The organism is Pantoea sp. UBA4549, from assembly GCF_002387285.1.
In the GTDB taxonomy this organism is placed as follows: Bacteria; Pseudomonadota; Gammaproteobacteria; order Enterobacterales; family Enterobacteriaceae; genus Pantoea; species Pantoea borealis.
Genome location: NZ_DGLH01000011.1, coordinates 91,951 through 113,515 on the forward strand (window position 1 = coordinate 91,951; position 21,565 = coordinate 113,515).

At 56.1% G+C, this 21,565-nt stretch carries 17 protein-coding genes and 1 riboswitch; of the genes, 12 read left to right on the forward strand and 5 right to left on the reverse strand.

Annotated features, from left to right (window positions below):
* The first annotated feature begins 68 nt into the window (after positions 1-68).
* Positions 69-284, forward strand: a complete 216-nt coding sequence (rpmE, locus tag B3041_RS11760; RefSeq protein ID WP_039381182.1) for a 50S ribosomal protein L31 — start codon at positions 69-71, stop codon at positions 282-284.
* 73 nt (positions 285-357) lie between these two features.
* On the opposite strand, the gene metJ is transcribed toward rpmE, so the two are convergent.
* Complete coding sequence (gene metJ, locus B3041_RS11765; protein ID WP_065648453.1) at positions 358-675, reverse strand: met regulon transcriptional regulator MetJ; 318 nt, start codon at positions 673-675, stop codon at positions 358-360.
* A gap of 275 nt (positions 676-950) precedes the next feature.
* On the opposite strand from metJ, the gene metB reads away from it, so the two are divergent.
* Positions 951-2,111 (forward strand): cystathionine gamma-synthase, encoded by a 1,161-nt coding sequence (metB, locus tag B3041_RS11770; RefSeq protein ID WP_039381178.1) that lies wholly within the window; start codon positions 951-953, stop codon positions 2,109-2,111.
* A gap of 2 nt (positions 2,112-2,113) precedes the next feature.
* A complete protein-coding gene (locus B3041_RS11775; RefSeq protein ID WP_065648454.1) occupies positions 2,114-4,546 on the forward strand; it encodes a bifunctional aspartate kinase/homoserine dehydrogenase II in 2,433 nt (810 codons plus the stop codon).
* Between the two features lie 57 nt (positions 4,547-4,603).
* Here the strand turns inward: B3041_RS11775 and ppc are convergent, their stop codons facing one another.
* Positions 4,604-7,255 (reverse strand): phosphoenolpyruvate carboxylase, encoded by a 2,652-nt coding sequence (ppc, locus tag B3041_RS11780; RefSeq protein ID WP_065648455.1) that lies wholly within the window; start codon positions 7,253-7,255, stop codon positions 4,604-4,606.
* Positions 7,256-7,504: 249 nt separating this feature from the next.
* Positions 7,505-8,653 carry an acetylornithine deacetylase gene (gene argE, locus B3041_RS11785; RefSeq protein ID WP_065648456.1) on the reverse strand — a complete coding sequence of 383 codons (1,149 nt, stop codon included), beginning with the start codon at positions 8,651-8,653 and terminating at the stop codon, positions 7,505-7,507.
* Between the two features lie 164 nt (positions 8,654-8,817).
* Here argE and argC point away from each other — a divergent pair, with 164 nt between their 5' ends.
* The 5 genes from argC (at position 8,818) to oxyR (ending at position 14,559) form a co-directional block, all read left to right on the forward strand.
* A complete protein-coding gene (gene argC / locus B3041_RS11790; RefSeq protein ID WP_039381168.1) occupies positions 8,818-9,822 on the forward strand; it encodes an N-acetyl-gamma-glutamyl-phosphate reductase in 1,005 nt (334 codons plus the stop codon).
* Between the two features lie 18 nt (positions 9,823-9,840).
* Complete coding sequence (gene argB / locus B3041_RS11795; protein ID WP_292974291.1) at positions 9,841-10,617, forward strand: acetylglutamate kinase; 777 nt, start codon at positions 9,841-9,843, stop codon at positions 10,615-10,617.
* A 14-nt stretch (positions 10,618-10,631) separates the two neighbouring features.
* A complete protein-coding gene (locus tag B3041_RS11800; RefSeq protein WP_292974293.1) occupies positions 10,632-11,849 on the forward strand; it encodes an argininosuccinate synthase in 1,218 nt (405 codons plus the stop codon).
* 68 nt (positions 11,850-11,917) lie between these two features.
* Entirely contained in the window at positions 11,918-13,291 is a 1,374-nt protein-coding gene (argH, locus tag B3041_RS11805; RefSeq protein ID WP_292974295.1) for an argininosuccinate lyase, read from the forward strand.
* 350 nt (positions 13,292-13,641) lie between these two features.
* Complete coding sequence (gene oxyR / locus B3041_RS11810) at positions 13,642-14,559, forward strand: DNA-binding transcriptional regulator OxyR (RefSeq protein WP_065648458.1); 918 nt, start codon at positions 13,642-13,644, stop codon at positions 14,557-14,559.
* Here the strand turns inward: oxyR and sthA are convergent.
* Positions 14,542-15,942, reverse strand: a complete 1,401-nt coding sequence (gene sthA, locus B3041_RS11815; RefSeq protein ID WP_039381156.1) for a Si-specific NAD(P)(+) transhydrogenase — start codon at positions 15,940-15,942, stop codon at positions 14,542-14,544. The genes oxyR and sthA overlap by 18 nt on opposite strands.
* A gap of 193 nt (positions 15,943-16,135) precedes the next feature.
* On the opposite strand from sthA, the gene fabR reads away from it, so the two are divergent.
* Together fabR and B3041_RS11825 are read left to right on the forward strand one after the other, a co-directional pair.
* Positions 16,136-16,780 carry an HTH-type transcriptional repressor FabR gene (fabR, locus tag B3041_RS11820; RefSeq protein WP_065648459.1) on the forward strand — a complete coding sequence of 215 codons (645 nt, stop codon included), beginning with the start codon at positions 16,136-16,138 and terminating at the stop codon, positions 16,778-16,780.
* A gap of 18 nt (positions 16,781-16,798) precedes the next feature.
* Positions 16,799-17,155 (forward strand): YijD family membrane protein, encoded by a 357-nt coding sequence (locus B3041_RS11825; RefSeq protein WP_065648460.1) that lies wholly within the window; start codon positions 16,799-16,801, stop codon positions 17,153-17,155.
* 29 nt (positions 17,156-17,184) lie between these two features.
* Here the strand turns inward: B3041_RS11825 and trmA are convergent, their stop codons facing one another.
* Complete coding sequence (trmA, locus tag B3041_RS11830; RefSeq protein ID WP_292974299.1) at positions 17,185-18,288, reverse strand: tRNA (uridine(54)-C5)-methyltransferase TrmA; 1,104 nt, start codon at positions 18,286-18,288, stop codon at positions 17,185-17,187.
* Between the two features lie 113 nt (positions 18,289-18,401).
* Positions 18,402-18,581: riboswitch (cobalamin riboswitch) on the forward strand.
* A gap of 69 nt (positions 18,582-18,650) precedes the next feature.
* Between trmA and btuB the strand changes: the two genes are divergently transcribed.
* Together btuB and murI are read left to right on the forward strand one after the other, a co-directional pair.
* Complete coding sequence (gene btuB / locus B3041_RS11835) at positions 18,651-20,516, forward strand: TonB-dependent vitamin B12 receptor BtuB (protein WP_292974300.1); 1,866 nt, start codon at positions 18,651-18,653, stop codon at positions 20,514-20,516.
* Complete coding sequence (gene murI / locus B3041_RS11840) at positions 20,461-21,312, forward strand: glutamate racemase (protein ID WP_065648463.1); 852 nt, start codon at positions 20,461-20,463, stop codon at positions 21,310-21,312. Before btuB ends, murI begins: the two co-directional genes overlap by 56 nt.
* Positions 21,313-21,565 lie beyond the last annotated feature (253 nt).

The following is a 21,565-nucleotide window of genomic DNA, read 5'->3' on the forward strand; positions in this document are numbered from 1 at the left end:
AACCGCGTGTGGTGCTGTGCAGGTTCGCCTGGCATGGAGAGCGACACGGCCTTTTATGAGGTTTTCCCATGAAACAAGGTATTCACCCGAAGTACGAAGCAGTGACCATCACTTGCTCTTGCGGTAACGTGATCAACACCCGTTCTACCATGAACCACGACCTGAACCTGGACGTGTGCGGCAAATGCCACCCGTTCTACACTGGTAAGCAGCGTGTTGTTGACACCGGCGGCCGCGTTGATCGCTTCAACAAGCGTTTCAGCATTCCGGGCAGCAAAAAATAAGATTTATTTGCCGCCGGGTTATCCCGGATGCAAAAGAAAACCCAGCTTCGGCTGGGTTTTTTTATATCAGCGTTTAATATTCCCAGCTATCCGGGTCGATGCCCATTTCACGCATAATCTGCTTCGCTTCTTCCGGGATCTCATCGCTGCGCTCTTTACGCAGGTCAACGTCATCGGGCAGAGGCTGGCCGGTAAACGCGTGCAAAAAAGCTTCGCACAGCAGCTCACTGTTTGTGGCGTGACGCAGATTGTTAACCTGGCGACGTGTACGCTCGTCGGTTAAAATTTTAAGCACTTTCAGCGGGATAGAAACCGTTATTTTTTTAACCTGCTCGCTTTTTTTACCGTGCTCAGCGTACGGGCTGATATATTCGCCGTTCCATTCAGCCATGAGTTACCTTAATTAATAAAAGTGTTATAGGGAATAATCCGTGGATTATGCCCGATTTTTGTGTGCCTGACCGCCTGCGCCGTGGATTTTGTGCTTCAGCGCGGCGTTAATAAAGCGCATGCGCTGCTCAGCAGGCAATAACGTATAATTTTAGCGGTTATTCGCGTTACGCTCAATCTATACGCAAAGACATTTAGATGTCCAGATGTATTGACGTCTGTTAGCGGAATGTTATCCTGTGGGCACTTTACCCCTCTTCAGGAACAGCAGAGCCCATGACGCGCAAACAGGCAACCATCGCAGTACGCAGCGGTTTGAATGATGACGAGCAGTATGGCTGCGTAGTCCCGCCCATTCACCTCTCCAGCACCTATAATTTTCTCGACTTTAATGAGCCGCGTGCCCATGACTATTCGCGTCGTGGTAATCCGACGCGTGATGTGGTGCAGCGCGCGCTGGCCGAGCTGGAGGGCGGCGCGGGTGCCGTACTGACGAATACCGGCATGTCTGCGATTCATCTGGTTACCACTGTGTTCCTGAAACCTGGCGATCTGCTGATTGCTCCTCACGACTGCTATGGTGGCAGTTATCGCCTGTTTGACAGTCTGAGCAAGCGCGGCGCTTATCGTGTGAAATTTGTCGACCAGGGCGACAGCGCGGCGCTGGCCGCAGCGCTGGCGGAAAAACCAAAGCTGGTGCTGGTGGAAAGTCCGAGCAATCCTCTGCTGCGCGTGGTGGATATTGCGGCAATCTGTCAGGCCGCGCGCGCGGCGGGCGCCGTCAGCGTGGTGGATAACACCTTCCTGAGCCCGGCACTGCAAAATCCGCTCGCTCTGGGGGCTGACCTGGTGATCCACTCCTGCACCAAATACCTCAACGGCCACTCTGATGTGGTAGCCGGTACGGTGATTGCAAAAGATCCGGCCGTTGCCACTGAGCTCGCCTGGTGGGCCAATAACATCGGCGTGACCGGCGCGGCGTTTGACAGCTATCTGCTGCTGCGCGGCCTGCGGACGCTGGCGCCCCGCATGGCGGCCGCCCAGCGTAACGCGCTGGCGATAGTGGACTACCTGAAGCAGCAGCCGCTGGTGAAAAAGCTGTATCATCCTTCTCTGCCGGAAAATGCCGGTCATGAATATGCGCGGCGTCAGCAACGCGGCTTTGGCGCAATGTTAAGCTTCGAGCTGGATGCAGATGAAGCGCGTCTGCGCCGTTTTCTGAAAGCGTTACAGCTGTTTACGCTGGCGGAATCGCTGGGCGGGGTAGAGAGCCTGATTTCACATACGGCCACCATGACACATGCCGGCATGTCCGCGGAAGCGCGTGCGGCCGCCGGGATCTCTGAAACGCTGCTGCGGGTCTCCGTCGGCATTGAAGATCACGAAGATTTAATTGCCGATTTGGATAATGCCTTCCGAATCGCAGCCGGGGAGTAATCATGACCAGTACAGCAGGCGCGGGAACGCCGACGAAGCAGTTGCATAAATTTGGTGGCAGCAGCCTGGCGGATGCCAGCTGCTACCAGCGTGTAGCGGCCATTATGGCTGATTACAGTCAGCCAGGCGATCTGATGGTGGTCTCTGCCGCAGGCAGCACCACGAATCAGCTGATCAGCTGGCTGAAGCTGAGTCAGAGCGATCGCCTCTCTGCGCATCAGGTGCAACAGACGCTTCGCCGCTACCATAGCGATCTGATTGCTGCCCTGCTGCCGGCTGAAGCGGCCGACCGCCTGACCAGCCTCTTTATCCGCGATCTGGAGCGGCTGGCGGCGCTGCTGGATGGCGCGATAACCGAAGCGGTATATGCGGAAGTCGTCGGGCATGGCGAAATCTGGTCAGCGCGCCTGATGGCTGCAGTACTGAGTCAGCGCGATATTGACGCCACCTGGCTGGACGCGCGTGATTTCCTGCGGGCTGAACGCGCCGCTCAGCCACAGGTGGATGAGGGTAAATCCTGGCCGCTGCTGCAGGCGCTGCTGACACAGCATCCGCATAAACGTCTGGTGGTAACCGGATTTATCAGTCGTAACGAGGCGGGTGAAACCGTGCTGCTGGGCCGCAATGGGTCTGACTATTCTGCCACCCAGATTGGTGCGCTCGCCGGGGCGGGACGCGTCACGATCTGGAGCGATGTGGCCGGCGTCTATAGCGCCGATCCGCGCAAAGTTTCTGATGCCTGCCTGCTGCCGCTGCTGCGACTGGATGAAGCCAGCGAGCTGGCGCGTCTGGCGGCACCGGTACTGCATACGCGTACGCTGCAGCCCGTCTCCAGCAGCGATATCGATTTACAGCTGCGCTGCAGCTATCAGCCTGAGCAGGGATCAACGCGTATTGAGCGTGTGCTTGCTTCCGGCACCGGCGCGCGGATTGTCACCAGTCACGACGATGTCTGTCTGGTGGAGATCCAGCTTTCTGAAGGTCACGACTTTGCCACGCAGCAAAAAGAGATCGATCAGCTGCTGAAGCGTGCCCAGCTGCGTCCGCTGGCAAGCGGCCTGCATCCCGATCGTCGTCTGCTGCAGCTCTGCTATACCGCTGAAGTGGTGAACAGCGCCTTTACGCTGTTACAGGATGCGGCCCTGCCGGGCCATCTGCAGCTGCGCGATGGCATGGCGCTGGTGGCACTGGTAGGCGCCGGCGTAACGCGTAACCCGCTGCACAGCCACCGTTTCTGGCAGCAGATTAAAGATCAGCCGGTTGAGTTTGTCTGGCAGTCAGAAGAGCATATCAGCCTGGTCGCGGTGCTGCGCACAGGGCCGACTGCACATCTGATTCAGGGATTACATCAGTCGCTGTTTCGCGCAGAAAAGCGCATTGGCCTGATGCTGTTTGGAAAGGGCAATATCGGCGCGCGCTGGCTGGAGCTGTTTGCCCGCGAGCAGGAGACCCTCTCCGCCCGCACCGGCTTTGAGTTTGTGCTGGCCGGCGTGGCTGACAGCCGCCGCAGCCTGCTGAGCTACGAAGGGCTGGATGCCAGCCGCACGCTGGCCTTTTTCGATGATGAAGCGCAGACGCTGGATGAGGAGTCGCTGTTCCTGTGGATGTGCGCGCATCCGTTTGATGACCTGGTGGTGCTTGACGTGACCGCCAGTGCACCGCTGGCGCAGCAGTATCTCGATTTTGCCAGCCACGGTTTTCACGTGATCAGTGCGAATAAAGTGGCCGGCGCATCAGACAGCCAGAGCTGGCGTCAGATCCGCGATGCATTCGCTAAAACCGGGCGTCACTGGCTTTATAACGCAACGGTGGGTGCCGGTCTGCCGGTTAACCATACGGTACGCGATCTGCGTGAAAGCGGTGACACGATACTCTCTATCAGCGGCATATTCTCCGGCACGCTGTCATGGCTGTTTTTGCAGTTTGACGGCAGCGTTCCCTTTAGCGAGCTGGTGGATCAGGCGTGGCAGCAGGGGCTGACGGAACCCGATCCGCGCGTTGATCTCTCCGGACAGGATGTGAAGCGCAAGCTGGTGATCCTGGCGCGTGAGGCGGGCTATGATATTGAACCGGATCAGGTGCGGGTAGAGTCGCTGGTACCAGCCGACTGCGAAGCAGAATCGGTTGATCACTTTTTTGAAAACGCCGACGAGCTGAATAATCAGATGCTGCAGCGCTATGAAGCGGCGCAGGAGCTGGGCCTGGTGCTGCGCTATGTGGCGCGCTTCGATGCCAGCGGCAAAGCCCGCGTTGGCGTAGAAGCGGTGCGGGCTGAACATCCGCTGGCGGCGCTGCTGCCGTGCGATAACGTTTTTGCTATTGAAAGCCGCTGGTATCGTGATAATCCGCTGGTGATCCGCGGTCCCGGTGCAGGACGCGACGTGACCGCTGGCGCGCTGCAGTCGGATCTGAATCGCCTGGCCCAGCTGCTTTGATTCATCCCGCAGCAACGAGGATTAAAAAAGGAGCCTGAGGCTCCTTTTTTGTCCCGGCTAACCGGTGTTGCGCATGCCGGCGGCCACGCCGGCGATGGTTACCATCAGCGCCTGCTCAACCCGTGCATCCGGTTCGTCACCGCGCGCTTCCTGTGCGCGGGCGCGCTGCAGCAGCTCTGCCTGCAATACGTTCAGGGGATCGGTATACACGTTGCGCAGCGCGATTGATTCGGCGATCCACGGCTGATCCGCCATCAGATGCGCATCATTTGCGATGGTCAGCACCGCTTTAATGTCAGCTTCCAGCTGATCGCGCAGCTGTTTACCCAGCGGCCAGAGTGCTTTGTCGACCAGGCGCTGATCGTAATATTCTGCCAGCCACAGGTCAGCCTTGGAGAAAACCATCTCCAGCATCCCCAGGCGGGTAGAGAAGAATGGCCAGTCGCGGCACATCGTTTCCAGCTGATCCTGGTGCCCTTCATCCATCGCTTTCTGCAGCGCTGCACCGGCGCCGAGCCAGGCTGGCAGCATCAGACGATTTTGCGTCCAGGCGAAGATCCACGGAATGGCGCGCAGGGATTCAACGCCCCCGGTCGGACGACGTTTAGCCGGGCGCGAACCCAGCGGCAGTTTGCCCAGCTCCTGCTCCGGCGTGGCAGAACGGAAGTAGGGGACAAAGTCAGGATTTTCCCGTACATAGCCACGATACATGGCGCAGGAGTGTGCAGAAAGCCCGTTCATGATCTCCTGCCATTCCTGTGCAGGCTCCGGCGGCGGCATCAGGTTCGCTTCCAGAATGGCCCCGGTATAGAGCGACAGGCTGGCGATGGTGACTTCCGGTAAACCATATTTGAAGCGGATCATCTCGCCCTGTTCGGTCACGCGCAGGCCGCCTTTAAGGCTACCCGGCGGCTGAGAAAGCAGGGCCGCGTGCGCGGGCGCGCCGCCGCGACCGATGGAGCCGCCGCGACCGTGGAACAGCGTCAGAGTAATACCCGCTTTTTCACAGGTCTTGATCAGCGCGTCCTGCGCCTGATATTGCGCCCAGCTGGCGGCCATTACGCCGGCGTCTTTTGCCGAGTCGGAATAGCCAATCATCACCATCTGTTTGCCGTTGATAAAGCCGCGATACCAGTCGATGTTCAGCAGCTGTGTCATCACATCGTTGGCGTTGTTCAGGTCATCCAGCGTTTCAAACAGCGGTGCGACCGGCATGGCATAGGGGATACCCGCCTCTTTCAGCAGCAGATGCACTGCCAGCACGTCAGAAGGGGTCTTAGCCATAGAGATCACGTAGGCCGCGATTGAACCCTGCGGCGCCTCGGCGGCAACTTTACAGGTTTCCAGCACTTCACGCGTGTTGTCGCCGGGCTCCCACTGGCGCGGCAGCAGCGGGCGTTTGGAATTCAGTTCGCGGATCAGAAACGCCTGTTTGTCCGCTTCTGACCAGCTTTCATAGTCGCCAAGACCCAGATAGCGCGTGACTTCAGCCAGCGCTTCGGTATGACGGGTACTCTCCTGGCGGAGATCAATACGCACCAGCGGCACGCCAAAGCACTTCACCCGGCGCAGCGTGTCCAGCAGCTGACCATTGGCGATAATGCTCATGCCGCACTGCTGCAGCGACTGATAAATAGCAAACAGCGGCTGCCAGAGCTGCTCATTGGAGACCAGCAGATCGGCAGGCCGCGGCAGGCGTTCGCCTTTCAGACGCTGCTCCAGATACGCCTGCGTGTTCATCAGCTGGCTGCGCATGCGTTTCAGGATCATACGGTAAGGTTCAATTGCCTCCGGATCGCCGCACAGCACGCGTACCTCGTCGCTGCACTCCGACATCGACAGCTCAGAGATCAGCACACCCACGTCGCGCAGGAAGAGATCGGCTGCTTTCCAGCGGCTCAGCTGCATAACGTGGCGGGTGATGGGGGCCGTCACGTTGGGGTTGCCGTCGCGATCGCCACCCATCCAGGAGGTGAATTTAATCGGCACAAAATCCACCGGCAGCTGAATGCCAAACGTCTCTTCGACCTGTTCATTCAGTTCACGCAGAAACGCGGGGACCCCTTCCCACAGGCTGTTTTCTACGACGGCGAAGCCCCATTTCGCTTCATCAACCGGGGTCGGACGGTATTTGCGGATCTCATCCGTATGCCATGCCTGCGCCACCAGCTGGCGCAGGCGACGCATCACCTGATTGCGCTCATAGTCGGTGATATCGGCATGATCGAGCTGCTCAAGGCAGCTGTTGACTTCACCGAGCTTGTGGATCAGGGTGCGGCGGGTAATTTCAGTGGGATGGGCGGTCAGCACCAGCTCCAGCGACAGCTCTTCAATCGCCTGACGAATAGCCATTTCGCTGAGATCGCCCTGCTGCTTCAGACGTTCAAACGTTTTTTTCAGCAGCTCCGGATGGTTAGCGCCATCGCCGCTGCGTGAAATGGTCTGATACTGTTCAGCCACGTTGGTAAGGTTAAGAAACTGACTAAAGGCGCGGGCCACCGGCAACAGCTCATCATTAGAAAGGTTCTGCAGCGTTGACAGCAGCTCCCTGCGATGAGAGTCATTTCCTGCACGGGATGACTTAGAGAGTTTGCGGATGGTTTCCACCCGATCGAGAATGTTCTCTCCCAGTGCATCCTTTATCGTATCCCCGAGCAGTTTGCCGAGCATACTGACATTACTTCGCATTGCGGAATATTGTTCGTTCATTTGACCCTGACACCCTTATCGTCTTTTAACCCCCCTGGACCCAACCAGCGGGTATAACATCATCTTTTATCTAGCCACGATTTGTGAACTCCGTCAATTAGCCTGAACTGGCGAAAACAGGCGGCTAACGTGCGGAAAGTGATAAGTTTTATCGGGGAAGAAGAGAGATAAGTTATTCTTATCAGCAAACGCCAGATAATGACGGGGCATTTTGCTGATTAAACAGTGAAATGCCCCGCAGATTATCTATCAGTGACAAAAATGCTGCACAACCTGCGTTATCAGCGCATGAGTGGGCTTAATAAATGCGGTATCGATAAATTCATCTGGCTGATGCGCCTGTTCAATTGAACCCGGCCCCAGCACCAGCGTCGGACAGAGCTGCTGAATAAACGGCGCTTCGGTGCAGTAGTTAACCACTTCCGTCGGCACACCCAGCAGTTTTTCCACCACCGTGACCAGCTCATGGTCAGCCGGACATTCATAGCCCGGGATAGGCGGATGCAGTTCGCTTACGGTCAGACGGCCGGGCCAGCGGGCGCTCACCGGGGCCAGCGCTTCATTCAGTAAGCCGTCCAGATCGTTCAGGCTCAGACCCGGCAGCGGCCGGATATCCATATGCAGTTCGCAGCAGGCGCAGATGCGGTTAGCCGCGTCACCGCCATGAATATGACCAAAGTTCATGGTCGGATAAGGAATGGCAAAGCCATCGTGGTGATAGCGCTCTTTCAGGGTATGACGCAGCTTCATCAGTTCTGTAATGGATGCATGCATCAGCTCAATCGCATTCACGCCGCGCGCCGGATCGCTGGAGTGGCCTGACTGACCCTCAATGCGGATAGCGTGTGATAGATGGCCTTTGTGGGCGCGCACGGGTTTGAGCGAGGTCGGCTCACCGATAATGGCGCAGTCGGGGCGCAGCTGTGCAGACTCAGCGAAATATTTTGCACCCGCCATGGTGGTCTCTTCATCGGCGGTCGCCAGCACATAGAGCGGTTTTTTGAGCGTAGTGACGTCAACATCGCGCAGCGCATCGAGAATAAAGGCGAAGAAGCCTTTCATGTCTGCCGTGCCCAGTCCGTAAAGTTTATTGTCATGTTCAGTCAGCACAAAGGGGTCGCGCGTCCAGCGCCCGTCATCAAAGGGCACGGTGTCAGTATGGCCCGCCAGCAGCAGTCCGCCTGCGCCTTCACCGCTGCGTGCCAGCAGGTTGAACTTATGGCGCGTACCCGGTACCGGCTGAACTTCAACGCTGAAGCCCAGATCGCGGAACCAGCCCGCCAGCAAATTGATTAAACTTTCGTTGCTCTGGTCAAGCGCGCTGTCGGTTGCGCTGATTGATGGTGAGGCGATCAACTGGCGGTAGAGTTCGATAAAAGGTGGAATTTTTGACTTCACTGTTGACGGTCCTTAGGTTAGGATGTATCAATATTCATGCACTAATAGTGAATAAAAATACATTAACGTCGTCTGCATGTGAACTGAAAAAGTGCAAACGGCATCGTGGGCAACGGGGCACGGCCGCGACCCGATACGTTGACTGTAAAAAGGTATACAGCCTGATGTTGAATACGCTGATCGTTGGTGCCAGTGGTTATGCTGGCGTAGAGCTTGCCACTTACCTGAATCGCCATCCGCATATGAACATAACCGCTTTAGCGGTTTCAGCGCAAAGCCCGGATGCCGGAAAATTGCTCTCCGATCTCCATCCGCAGCTGAAAGGCATCGTTGATTTGCCGCTGCAGCCGCTGAGCGATCCGGCAGCGTGGGCAGAGAAAGTCGATGTGGTGTTCCTTGCGACGGCGCATGAAGTCAGCCACGATCTGGCGCCTGAATTTCTGAAAGCAGGCTGTGTGGTCTTCGATCTGTCAGGCGCATTCCGGGTCAATGATGAGGCGTTTTACACCCGTTACTACGGCTTCAGTCATCAGCATCAGGCGTGGCTGGATAACGCAGTATATGGTCTGGCTGAGTGGAATCACGAGCGCATTAAAGAAGCGCAGCTGGTGGCAGTGCCTGGATGTTATCCCACGGCGGCACAGCTGGCGCTGAAACCGCTGCTTAAAGCGGATCTGCTGAATGACGCACAGTGGCCGGTTATCAACGCCACCAGCGGCGTCAGCGGAGCCGGGCGTAAAGCCAGCGTCGCGACCAGCTTTTGCGAAGTGAGCCTGCAGCCGTATGGCCTGTTTAACCATCGTCATCATCCGGAAATTGTTGCCCACCTTGGCGCGCCGGTTATTTTTACGCCGCATCTGGGTAATTTTCCCCGCGGTATTCTGGCAACCATTACCTGCCGTCTGAAAGCGGGCATTACGCAGCAGGATGTGACCGACGCCTTTTATGCGGCCTATCATGACAAGCCGCTGGTGCGTCTCTATGACAACGGTGTCCCGGCGCTGAAAGCGGTAGTGGGTCTGCCATTCTGCGATATCGGTTTTGCCGTGCAGGACGAACATCTGATTGTGGTCGCGGCAGAAGATAACCTGTTAAAAGGCGCGTCATCACAGGCGATTCAGTGTCTCAATATTCGTTTCGGTTTCCCTGAAACGCTCTCTCTGATTTAACGGACGGATAACGTAACCATGAGCAATCCACTGATCATTAAACTGGGTGGCGTACTGCTGGATAGCGAAGAAGCACTGGCCCGGCTGTTTGATGCGCTGCTGGCGTACCGTAATGAACATCAGCGTCCGCTGGTGATTGTGCACGGCGGCGGCTGTCTGGTTGACGAGCTGATGAAAAAGCTCGCGCTGCCGGTGCAAAAGAAAGATGGCCTGCGCGTGACGCCTGCCGATCAGATTGACATCATTACCGGCGCGCTGGCGGGTACAGCGAACAAAACGCTGCTGGCGTGGGCGACCCGTTACGGTATTAACGCCGTCGGGCTGTGCCTGGGCGATGCCGGACTGGTCAACGTCGCGCAGTTTGACGAAGCGCTGGGGCATGTCGGACAGGCCACGCCGGGCAACCCTGCGCTGCTGAACACGCTGCTGAATGCAGGCTATATGCCGGTTATCAGTTCGATTGGCATTACCGCCGGCGGGGCGCTGATGAATGTGAATGCTGATCAGGCAGCCACCGCGCTGGCAGCGACCATCGGCGCCGATCTGGTGCTGCTTTCCGATGTCAGCGGCATTCTCGACGGTAAAGGCCAGCGCATTGCTGAAATGACCGCAGCAAAAGCGGAACAGCTGATTGCGCAGGGCATTATTACCGACGGCATGATTGTTAAAGTCAACGCCGCACTGGATGCCGCACGCACGCTGGGCCGTCCGGTCGATATCGCCAGCTGGCGTCATGCTGAGCAGCTGCCAACCCTTTTCAACGGCGTGTCGATTGGCACCCGGATTCTCGCATAATCAAGGATTAAGACATGAGCACGCAAAACATTAAAAAAATCGTTCTGGCCTACTCAGGCGGCCTCGATACGTCAGCCATCATTCCATGGCTGAAAGAGAACTACGGCGGCTGTGAAGTGGTGGCGTTTGTTGCCAATATTGGTCAGGACCCGGCCGATCTGGAAGGCGTTGAGAAAAAAGCGCTGCAGTCGGGCGCATCTGAATGTCACGTAGTGGATCTGCGTGAAGAGTTTATCAGCGATTACGTCTATCCGGTGCTGCAAACCGGTGCTCTGTATGAAGGCACCTACCTGCTGGGCACGTCCATGGCGCGTCCTATCATTGCTAAAGCGCAGGTTGAACTGGCGCTGAAAGTGGGTGCTGACGCGCTGTGCCACGGCGCAACCGGCAAAGGCAACGACCAGGTGCGTTTCGAAACTACCTATACCGCGCTGGCACCGCAGCTTAAAGTTGTTGCGCCATGGCGCGAGTGGGATCTGCGTTCGCGTGAGGCGCTGCTCGACTATCTGAAAGAGCGCAATATCCCGACGACCGCGTCGCTGGAGAAGATCTACAGCCGTGATGAGAACGCATGGCACATCTCCACCGAAGGTGGCGTGCTGGAAAGCCCGTGGAACGCACCGAATAAAGATTGCTGGGTATGGACCGTGGATCCGCTTGATGCGCCAGACCAGCCGGAAAATGTCACCGTGACCGTTGAAAAAGGCTGTGTGGTTGCCGTGAACGGCGAACAGCTGAGCCCGTTCCAGTGCCTGGAAAAACTGAATGTACTGGGTGCAAAACATGGCGTTGGCCGGATCGATATCGTGGAAAACCGTCTGGTCGGCATTAAATCACGCGGCTGCTATGAAACCCCCGGCGGTACTATCATGGTGAACGCACTGCGTGCGGTTGAGCAGCTGGTGCTGGATCGCGACAGCTTCAAATGGCGTGAGCAGCTGGGCCAGGAGATGTCTTACGTGGTTTATGATGGTCGCTGGTTCGCACCGCTGCGCCAGTCTATTCAGGCAGCGGCAGCATCGCTGGCGGAAGAGGTTAACGGCGAAGTGGTTCTGCAGCTCTACAAAGGTCAGGCAACAGCGATTCAGAAAAAATCTGCTAACAGCCTCTACTCAGAAGAGTTCGCTACCTTTGGTGAAGATGAAGTGTATGACCATCGTCACGCGGGCGGCTTTATTCGCCTGTTCTCCCTCTCTTCACGCATTCGTGCGCTGAACGAGCAGAAGAAGTAAGCACGCAGCAGCAGTTATGCAAGGGCGGCTCAGGCCGCCTTTTTCAACACGATTTCAGGAGCAAGCAGATGGCACTTTGGGGCGGACGGTTTTCGCAGGCAGCAGATCAGCGGTTTAAACAGTTTAATGATTCACTGCGTTTTGATTATCGCCTGGCGGAGCAGGACATCACCGGCTCTGTGGCGTGGTCAAAAGCGCTGGTGACCGTAAACGTTTTAACCCAGGCGGAACAGCAGCAGCTTGAAGCAGCGCTGAACGAACTGCTGGCGGACGTACGTGCTAATCCGTCGCAGATCCTTGAAAGCGATGCAGAAGATATTCACAGCTGGGTCGAGGGCAAACTGATCGATAAGGTCGGCGCGCTGGGTAAAAAGCTGCATACCGGGCGCAGCCGTAACGACCAGGTTGCCACCGATCTGAAGCTCTGGTGTAAAGAGCAGGTTGCCCTGCTGCTGGATGCCACGCGTCAGCTGCAGCGTGCGCTGGTGACAACGGCAGAAGCAAATCAGGATGCCGTCATGCCGGGCTATACGCATCTGCAGCGCGCGCAGCCGGTGACGTTTGCCCACTGGTGTCTGGCGTATACCGAAATGCTGGCGCGTGACGAGAGCCGTCTGCAGGATACGCTGAAGCGGCTGGATGTCAGCCCGCTGGGCTGCGGAGCGCTGGCCGGTACCGCTTATGAGATTGACCGCGAGCAGCTGGCGGGCTGGCTCGGTTTTGCGTCGGCAACGCGTAACAGCCTGGATACCGTATCCGATCGCGATCACGTGCTGGAACTGCTCTCTGATGCGTCAATCGGCATGGTGCACCTGTCGCGCTTTGCGGAAGACCTGATTTTCTTTAATACGGGCGAGGCGGGTTTCGTCGAGCTGTCCGATAAAGTGACGTCAGGCTCATCGCTGATGCCGCAAAAGAAAAACCCTGATGCGCTGGAGCTGATCCGCGGTAAATGCGGCCGTGTACAGGGCGCACTGACCGGCATGATGATGACGCTAAAAGGCCTGCCGCTGGCCTACAACAAAGATATGCAGGAAGATAAAGAGGGGCTGTTTGACGCGCTGGATACCTGGCTCGACTGTCTGCATATGTCAGTGCTGGTTCTGGACGGCATTCAGGTTAAACGTCCGCGTTGTCAGGAAGCCGCTGAGCAGGGCTACGCCAATGCCACCGAGCTGGCAGACTATCTGGTTGCGAAAGGCGTGCCGTTCCGCGAGGCGCACCATATTGTGGGAGAGGCGGTGGTCGCGGCTATCCAGCATGGCGTGGCGCTGGAGGCACTGAGCCTGGCACAGCTGAAACAGTTCAGTGACGTTATTGAAGAGGATGTCTATCCGGTGCTTTCACTGCAGTCCTGCCTCGACAAGCGTAACGCGCGCGGCGGTGTTGCACCGCAGCAGGTCGCCCTGGCAATCCGTGAAGCACAGGCGCGCCTGCAATAGCTAATTCCGGCCGCTGCCGCTGGTTTGATGCGCCATAAAAAAAGCGGGCTTTATAAAAAAGCCCGCCAACCTCTGGCTTCGGAATTGCATATTTTTATAGGCACATCATCAGCGTACCGGCACTCCCCGCCAGCACAGTGATTGGGTTCAGCAAAACAGATTTGCTGCATAAAAAGCGTTTTTATAAAAGCGTTCAGGCCCGGCACACGTTCAGGAAATAAATAAATTTCTCTACAAATGCATGGGCTTAAATCAGTGAGCGCTATTATTCCCGTGCATGTCTTGATAGGGCCAATCGTTCGTTGCTATTCTATCTATCGCCACGGGCTATCGTGGTTTGGAGGATATTAATGAACATTCGCGATCTCGAGTATCTGGTTTCACTTGCGGAACACCGCCATTTTCGCCGCGCCGCTGATGCCTGTCATGTCAGTCAGCCGACCCTGAGCGGGCAGATCCGTAAGCTGGAAGATGAACTGGGCGTCATGCTGCTGGAACGTACCAGCCGTAAAGTATTGTTCACCCAGGCAGGATTGCTGCTGGTTGATCAGGCGCGAACCGTACTGCGTGAGGTTAAGGTCCTGAAAGAGATGGCCAGCCAGCAGGGTGAAGCGATGTCCGGACCGCTGCATATCGGGCTGATCCCCACGACCGGCCCCTATCTGCTGCCCAATATTATTCCTATGCTGCATCAGACTTTCCCAAAGCTGGAGATGTATCTGCATGAAGCACAGACTCAGCAACTGCTGGCACAGCTCGACAGCGGGAAACTCGACTGCGCTATTCTGGCGCTGGTTAAAGAGAGTGAAGCCTTTATTGAAGTGCCGCTGTTTGATGAGCCCATGAAGCTGGCGGTCTACCAGGATCACCCATGGCACGATCGCGATCGCGTCCCGATGTCCGATCTGGCGGGTGAAAAACTGCTGATGCTGGAAGATGGTCACTGCCTGCGCGATCAGGCGATGGGCTTCTGCTTTGAGGCGGGCGCTGATGAAGATACCCATTTCCGCGCCACCAGTCTGGAAACGCTGCGTAATATGGTGGCGGCCGGCAGCGGCATTACGCTACTGCCTTCGCTGGCGGTGCCTAAAGAGCGCGTGCGCGACGGCGTCTGCTATCTGCCCTGTTATAAACCGGTGCCGCAGCGCACTATCGCGCTGGTTTACCGGCCGGGTTCGCCTCTGCGCAGCCGCTATGAGCAGCTGGCAGAAGCAATCAAAACCCATATGCAGGGCCATTTTGACGCCGCGTTAAAACAGGCGGTTTAATCCGTTCAGCGCGGCTACACGATAGGCTTCAGCCATGGTGGGGTAGTTAAAGGTGGTATTCACGAAGTACTCAATCGTGTTACCGCCGTTTTTCTGCTCCATAATGGCCTGGCCGATGTGAATAATCTCCGCCGCGCGCTCACCAAAGCAGTGGATCCCCAGAATCTCTTTTGTCTCGCGGTGAAACAGGATTTTCAGGCTGCCGACGTGCATGCCAACAATCTGCGCGCGTGCCAGATGCTTAAACTGCGCACGGCCTACTTCATAAGGCACTTTCATCGCGGTCAGCTGCTGCTCTGTTTTTCCGACTGAACTGATTTCAGGGATGGTATAGATACCGGTCGGGATATCTTCGATCAGATGCGCACTCGCTTCACCTTTGATGATCGCCTGAGCGGCAATGCGTCCCTGATCGTAAGCGGCGGAAGCCAGACTCGGATAGCCAATCACATCGCCCACGGCATAAATGTGCGGCTGTGCGGTCTGATACATGCTGTTAACTTTCAGCAGGCCGCGTCCATCCGCTTCCAGACCCACGTTCTCCAGCGAAAGCGAGTCGGTATTCCCGGTCCGGCCATTGGCATACAGCAGACAATCCGCTTTCACTTTTTTGCCTGACTTCAGATGCATAATCACGCCATCACTGACGCCTTCGATCTTCTCAAATTCCTCGTTGTGACGGATCACCACGCCGCTGTTCCAGAAGTGGTAAGAGAGAGAGTCGGACATCTCCTGATCGAGAAACGCCAGCAGACGATCGCGGGTGTTAATGAGATCGACCTTGACGTTAAGACCCCGGAAGATAGAGGCGTATTCACAACCAATGACGCCGGCACCATAGATAATCACATGACCCGGTTCATGATGCAGGTTCAGAATGGAGTCGGAATCGTAAATGCGCGGATGCGTAAAGTCGACGTCGGCCGGATGGTAGGGACGTGAGCCGCAGGCAATGACAAATTTTTCTGCCGTCAGCTGCTCGCGAGTGCCATCAGGCTGCTCCACCTCTATCGTGTTGGCATCCACAAAGTGCGCGTCGCCCTGATAGAGTTCGCAGCGGTTGCGCTCATAAAAACCCTGGCGCATGGCAGTCTGCTGGCTGATAACGTTCTCGGTGTGATTGAGTATGTCAGCGAACGAAGAGCGGAGAAGACGGGTGTGATCGCTGTAGAGCGGGTTCTGATTAAATTCAATGATGCGGCTGACAGCATGACGCAGCGCTTTGGAGGGAATGGTTCCCCAGTGTGTACAACCGCCGCCAATGTTGTGGTAGCGTTCGATCACTGCGATGCGCGCTCCCTGCTTGACCAGCCCCATCGCCGCACCTTCGCCGCCCGGACCGGAGCCAATCACAATGGCATCGTAATCGTAAGACTTTTGCATACCAGTACGTCCTATTCTTCTATACATTTTTACAACGAGATTCTAACATCTCGCCGCGCACATCTGAATTCTAACAGTGAAAAATGCAGAAGTTTGACAATCAGTGAGGTTAACAGGCGGTGACAAAGTTTGCCCGGCTGTACGCTGAAAAGTTTGTTATAGTGAGCGCCTGATTACTCACAAGGCCGCAAAAATGGGCGTTCGGGCGCAACAAAAAGAACGTACAAGACGTTCGCTGATTGAAGCTGCATTCAGTCAGCTTAGTGCAGAAAGGAGTTTTGCCAGCCTGAGTTTACGCGAAGTGGCACGTGAAGCCGGCATTGCCCCTACCTCATTCTATCGTCACTTCCGTGATGTGGATGAGCTTGGACTGACCATGGTTGATGAGAGCGGGCTGATGCTGCGCCAGCTGATGCGCCAGGCGCGTCAGCGTATCGCGAAAGGTGGCAGCATCATTAAAACGTCGGTGGCAACCTTTATGGAGTTCATCGGCAACAACCCGAATGCGTTTCGGCTTCTGCTGCGTGAACGCTCCGGCACGTCTGCCGCCTTCCGCGCCGCTGTTGCCCGTGAGATTCAGCATTTTATTGCAGAACTGGCTGACTATCTGGAGCTGGAAAGCCGCATGCCGCGCAGCTTTACCGAAGCGCAGGCTGAAGCAATGGTGACCATTGTTTTTAGCGCCGGTGCTGAAGCGCTGGATGTGGATCCTGACCAGCGGCGTAAGCTGGAAGAGCGGCTGGTACTGCAGCTGCGTATGATCGCCAAAGGCGCCTACTACTGGTATCGCCGGGAACAAGAACGGCTGGCGGTAACCCTGGAAATCCCTGAAAAGTAACGTGATAAGGATAATGAAATGATTGAGCAGCATCCTCGTGATAAAGGAACGTTATTACTGGCTTTTATCACTGGTTTAGCAATCAATGGCTCCTTTTCGGCGCTGTTCAGTACCTTTGTGCCGTTTTCCATTTTTCCGCTGATAGCGCTTGGGCTGTCAGCATGGTGCCTGCATCAGCGTTATCTTAATCGCAATATGCCTGACGGCATGCCGTCACTGGCCGCGGCATTTTTCCTGCTGGGCATCCTGGTTTACAGCGCCATGGTGCGCGCAGAATATCCGGATATCGGCTCAAACTTCATTCCTGTCATTCTGATGGTGGCGCTGGTGTTCTGGATTGGCACGCGTTTCCGTCGCGCCAGAAGCCGGCAGTAATAAAAAGGGAACCCGCGGGTTCCCTTTTTTTATGCTTTACGCGTCAGCACCACGCCGCATTCCATATGGTGGGTATAGGGGAACTGATCGAACAGCGCCAGCCGCTCAATCTGATGCGTGCCTGACAGTACAGCCAGATTGTCGCACAGCGTCTGCGGATTACAGGAGATATACAGAATGCGCGGATACGCCTGCACCATTTTTACCGTTTCATCATCCAGCCCGCTGCGTGGCGGATCGACAAAAATGGTCTCGCACTGATAGCTGCTGAGATCGATGCCTTCCAGCCGGTTAAAGGTGCGCACGCCGTTCATGGCTTGTGTAAATTCCTCTGCCGCCATACGAATAATCTGCACGTTATCGATCTGGTTCACGGCGATATTGTACTGGGCCGACGCCACCGAAGGTTTGGCAATCTCCGTTGCCAGCACGCGACGGAAATTACGCGCCAGCGCCAGCGAAAAGTTGCCGTTGCCGCAGTAAAGCTCCAGCAGATCGCCCCGCGACTGCTGCGTAACATCCAGCGCCCACTCCAGCATCTGAATGTTCATGGCAGCATTAGGCTGGGTAAAGCTGTTTTCCACCTGGCGGTAAATCATCTCTTTGCCCTCCACCGGCAGGCGCTCATCCACGTAGTCGCGATCCAGACAAATTTTGGTTTTGGTGGCGCGTCCAATCAGCTGCACGTCAAATCCTTTGGCGCGCAGCTGGTCACGCAGTGTGCTGGCGGCGGCATGCCACTCTTCTCCCAGCTTGCGATGATAGAGCAGCGAGATCACTATCTGGTTGCTCATCGTGGAGAGATAATCGATCTGGAATAGCTTGAAGCGCAGCACCTGATTATCGCGTATCGCTGCCATCATTTCAGGCATCATCTGGTTAATCAGTTCGCTGGCGGCCGGGAAGCTGTCCACGCGAATGCGCTGTTTGGTCCCCTGGTCGAAGATGATGTGATAGAGGTCGTCACCGTCGTGCCAGATGCGAAACTCGGCGCGCATACGGTAGTGACTGACCGGCGATCGGAACACCTCCACGTCAGGCGCGGTGAAAGGGGTCATCATCGCCTCTAAACGGCTGACTTTTTCAGCGAGTTGCGCATCATACTGGTCAATCGGGAGCTGTTCGGGTGTCATCTTCAATCCTGGTAATAAGCCTGCTTGCCGGGCGATTGTAGGCATTCAACTGCTGATGTCCAGCCCAACCGAATGTCAGAAAGCGGGAGGGGTGGATCGGCAGCGGGCTTAACCGTAGACTGCGGCCGCCGGCCTCATTGAGTTAAAAGGGAATCCAGTGCAAATCTGGAGCTGACGCGCAGCGGTAAAAGAATGTCATGGTGATCGCCCAGGCAGACACTGTCCTGACGGACGGGAAGTCTTCACCATTTATGATTCTCAGCCCGAAGACCTGCCGGTGTATCGTCGCAAACGCTGAGATCATCGCGTGCTATCGATCTCAGGCCTGCGGCATCCGGCCCGATCTTTTGGATGCTACAACAATGAAAATAACGTCTGCATCGCTGTTCGCCCTGAGTGCAACAGCGCTGTCGCTCTGGGCGCCCTCTGGCTATGCCCGGCAAAATGATAACACGCAGCTTGTCACCGCTAACCGCTTTCAGCAGCCGGTCAGCAGCGTGCTGGCACCGGGTGAGGTGATCACGCGGGAAGATATTGATCGCTGGCAGGCTAAATCGCTGACAGATGTCATGCGGCGCCTGCCGGGTGTGGATATTGCGCAAAACGGCGGGCCGGGCCAGACCAGTTACATCTATATCCGCGGTGCGGAAGCGCGCCATACGCTGGTGTTAATCGATGGTATTCCGCTGGCGAAGTCGGGGATCACCGGGATCGCTGACTTTAGCCAGATTCCGCTGGCGTTGATTCAGCGTATTGAGCTGATCCGCGGACCACGCTCCGCCGTTTACGGCGCCGATGCCATTGGTGGTGTGATTAACATAATCACTGAGAACAGCGAGCCAGGCGGACAGATAACGGCGGGCCTCGGTTCAAATCGCTATCAGCAGTATGACGCTGCACTGCGACAAAAGGTGGGTGAAGATACGCTGGTAACCGCAGCGGGAGCCTTTCAGTCGACGCGCGGCTACAACATCCAGCCACAGTCGGCGTACGCGGTTGATGGCGATCGCGATGGCTTTCGCAGTAAAACGTTCTGGGCCGGTGTGAATCACCGTTTCAGCGACAGTTTATCCGCCTTCTTTCGCGGCTACGGCTACGGTAATAATAGTGCGTATGATGCAGGCTATCAGGACGGCAGTGATAAACGGCAGGTTTATAATCACACCTATGAAGGTGGCATGAAGTTCAGTGAGGAGCGCTACTCTTCAGAATTGACCTACAGCTACCAGCGTTATAAAGACTATAACTATGCCAGCACGCTTGGCCTTTATGGTCCCGGCACGTCGCTGGATGATATGAGCCAGCGCAATCTGCAGTGGGGTAATAGTGTCGCCATGGCAAATGGCACACTCAGCGCCGGCATCGACTGGCAGCAGCAAAAACTGGTGTCCCGCGATCGGTTCAATGCCGACAGCTATAGGCGTAATAACACCGGTTACTACCTGACCACGCAGCAGCAGTTCGATACGATTACGCTGGAAGGCGCCCTGCGCGGTGACGACAACAATCAGTTTGGCTGGAACGGCACGTGGCAGGCGGCAGCGGGATGGGCGTTTATGCCTGATTATCGCCTGATTGTCTCCTACGGCACCGCATTTCAGGCGCCTACGCTGGGGCAGATGTATGGACAGAGTCGTCTGTTTGTCGCGTCCAACCCTGCTCTCCGGGCTGAGAAGTCACATCAAATTGAAACCGGTATTGAAGGACTTAGCGGGCCGGTGGAGTGGCACCTCTACGTTTATCAAAATAAGATCAATAACCTGATTGACTACAGAGCCGATGAAAACTTTGTTGGTACGTATTACAACGTACAGTCAGCGACGATAAAAGGCGTTGAGTGGAGCGGCAGTGCGGATACCGGCATCTTTACTCACCGCATTACGCTGCAGTATATCGATCCGCGCCGCGATCAGGATAATGAGGTGCTGGCACACCGCTCCCGTCAGCAATATAAGTATCAGCTCGACTGGACGGCACTGGATGTCGATTTTGATTTCGCCTGGCAATATTTTGGTAAAAGCTACAACAACAATACCAACCAGTACGCAGCGACACAGCGGCGCATGCCAGGTTATACCCTGGTCGATTTCGCAGCTGCGTATCCGGTCACGTCTCATCTGACAGTTCGTGGTAAAATTGCCAATCTGTTGGATAAGGATTATGAGACGGTTTATGGCTATCGCACCCCTGGACGAGAATACTACCTTAGCGCCAGCTACAGCTTCTGATCTCCGTCCCACCGTGCTGGTTTTTGACTCCGGCGTAGGTGGGCTCTCCGTCTATGATGAAGTCCGGCAGTTGCTGCCGGACCTGCACTATCTCTATGCTTTCGATAACGAAGGGTTTCCCTATGGTGAAAAAACGGAAACGTATATCGTTGAACGCGTAGTGGCAGTGGTCACGGCCATCACACAGCGTTTTCCGCTCGCATTAGTCATTATTGCCTGCAACTCCGCCAGCACCGTCTCTTTACCGGCGCTGCGCGAACGGTTTGCATTTCCGGTCGTCGGCGTAGTGCCGGCAATCAAACCGGCAGCGCGTCTGACACGGAATGGAGTGGTTGGACTGCTGGCAACACGGGGAACGGTAAAGCGTCCTTATACTCATGAACTGGTCAAACAGTTCGCCCGGGAATGCACTATTGAGATGCTGGGCTCCGCTGAGCTGGTTGAACTGGCAGAAGCGAAGCTGCATGGGGAACCAGTATCACTGGATGATGTACGCCGGGCAGTGCAGCCCTGGCTGCGTATGAAAGAGCCGCCAGATACGGTTGTACTGGGCTGCACCCATTTTCCACTGCTTCGCGATGAACTGCAGCAGGTCCTGCCGGACGGCACCCGGCTGGTGGATTCCGGTGCCGCTATAGCGAGGCGTACCGTCTGGCTGCTTGAGCATGAGGCGCCTGATGCGGCCGCTGCTGGCAGCAACATTGCATTTTGTACATCTATGGATGAAGAGGCTGTGCAATTATCGGGCGTTTTACAGCGTTATGGCTTTCCGCTGCTCGAAAAACTGGCGGTTTAAGACGGTTTCGCTGAAAAAATCAGCACTCGGAAAATAATTCGAAATTAGCACTTGTCAGCCCGGAAGAACTCCCTATAATGCGCCTCCACTGACACGGCACAACGGCTTACGAAGCGTCGCGTTAAGCAGGTGGCTTTTACAGCAACCTTCAGAAAAGCAAAAATAAATGCTTGACTGAAAATGCGGAAAGCGTAATATACGCATCCCGCGCCGCTTGAGAAATCGCGGCACTGCTCTTTAACAATTTATCAGA

Excerpts from the sequence above, each read along its gene's own strand:
- argC (WP_039381168.1), top strand. The coding sequence starts at position 8,818 with ATGTTGAATACGCTGATCGTTGGTGCCAGTGGTTATGCTGGCGTAGAG.
- rpmE (WP_039381182.1), top strand. The coding sequence starts at position 69 with ATGAAACAAGGTATTCACCCGAAGTACGAAGCAGTGACCATCACTTGC.
- metJ (WP_065648453.1), bottom strand. The coding sequence starts at position 675 with ATGGCTGAATGGAACGGCGAATATATCAGCCCGTACGCTGAGCACGGT.
- btuB (WP_292974300.1), top strand. The coding sequence starts at position 18,651 with ATGAAAATAACGTCTGCATCGCTGTTCGCCCTGAGTGCAACAGCGCTG.
- metB (WP_039381178.1), top strand. The coding sequence starts at position 951 with ATGACGCGCAAACAGGCAACCATCGCAGTACGCAGCGGTTTGAATGAT.
- fabR (WP_065648459.1), top strand. The coding sequence starts at position 16,136 with ATGGGCGTTCGGGCGCAACAAAAAGAACGTACAAGACGTTCGCTGATT.
- B3041_RS11775 (WP_065648454.1), top strand. The coding sequence starts at position 2,114 with ATGACCAGTACAGCAGGCGCGGGAACGCCGACGAAGCAGTTGCATAAA.
- argB (WP_292974291.1), top strand. The coding sequence starts at position 9,841 with ATGAGCAATCCACTGATCATTAAACTGGGTGGCGTACTGCTGGATAGC.
- oxyR (WP_065648458.1), top strand. The coding sequence starts at position 13,642 with ATGAACATTCGCGATCTCGAGTATCTGGTTTCACTTGCGGAACACCGC.
- trmA (WP_292974299.1), bottom strand. The coding sequence starts at position 18,288 with ATGACACCCGAACAGCTCCCGATTGACCAGTATGATGCGCAACTCGCT.
- B3041_RS11800 (WP_292974293.1), top strand. The coding sequence starts at position 10,632 with ATGAGCACGCAAAACATTAAAAAAATCGTTCTGGCCTACTCAGGCGGC.
- sthA (WP_039381156.1), bottom strand. The coding sequence starts at position 15,942 with ATGCAAAAGTCTTACGATTACGATGCCATTGTGATTGGCTCCGGTCCG.
- B3041_RS11825 (WP_065648460.1), top strand. The coding sequence starts at position 16,799 with ATGATTGAGCAGCATCCTCGTGATAAAGGAACGTTATTACTGGCTTTT.
- murI (WP_065648463.1), top strand. The coding sequence starts at position 20,461 with ATGGCTATCGCACCCCTGGACGAGAATACTACCTTAGCGCCAGCTACA.
- argH (WP_292974295.1), top strand. The coding sequence starts at position 11,918 with ATGGCACTTTGGGGCGGACGGTTTTCGCAGGCAGCAGATCAGCGGTTT.
- ppc (WP_065648455.1), bottom strand. The coding sequence starts at position 7,255 with ATGAACGAACAATATTCCGCAATGCGAAGTAATGTCAGTATGCTCGGC.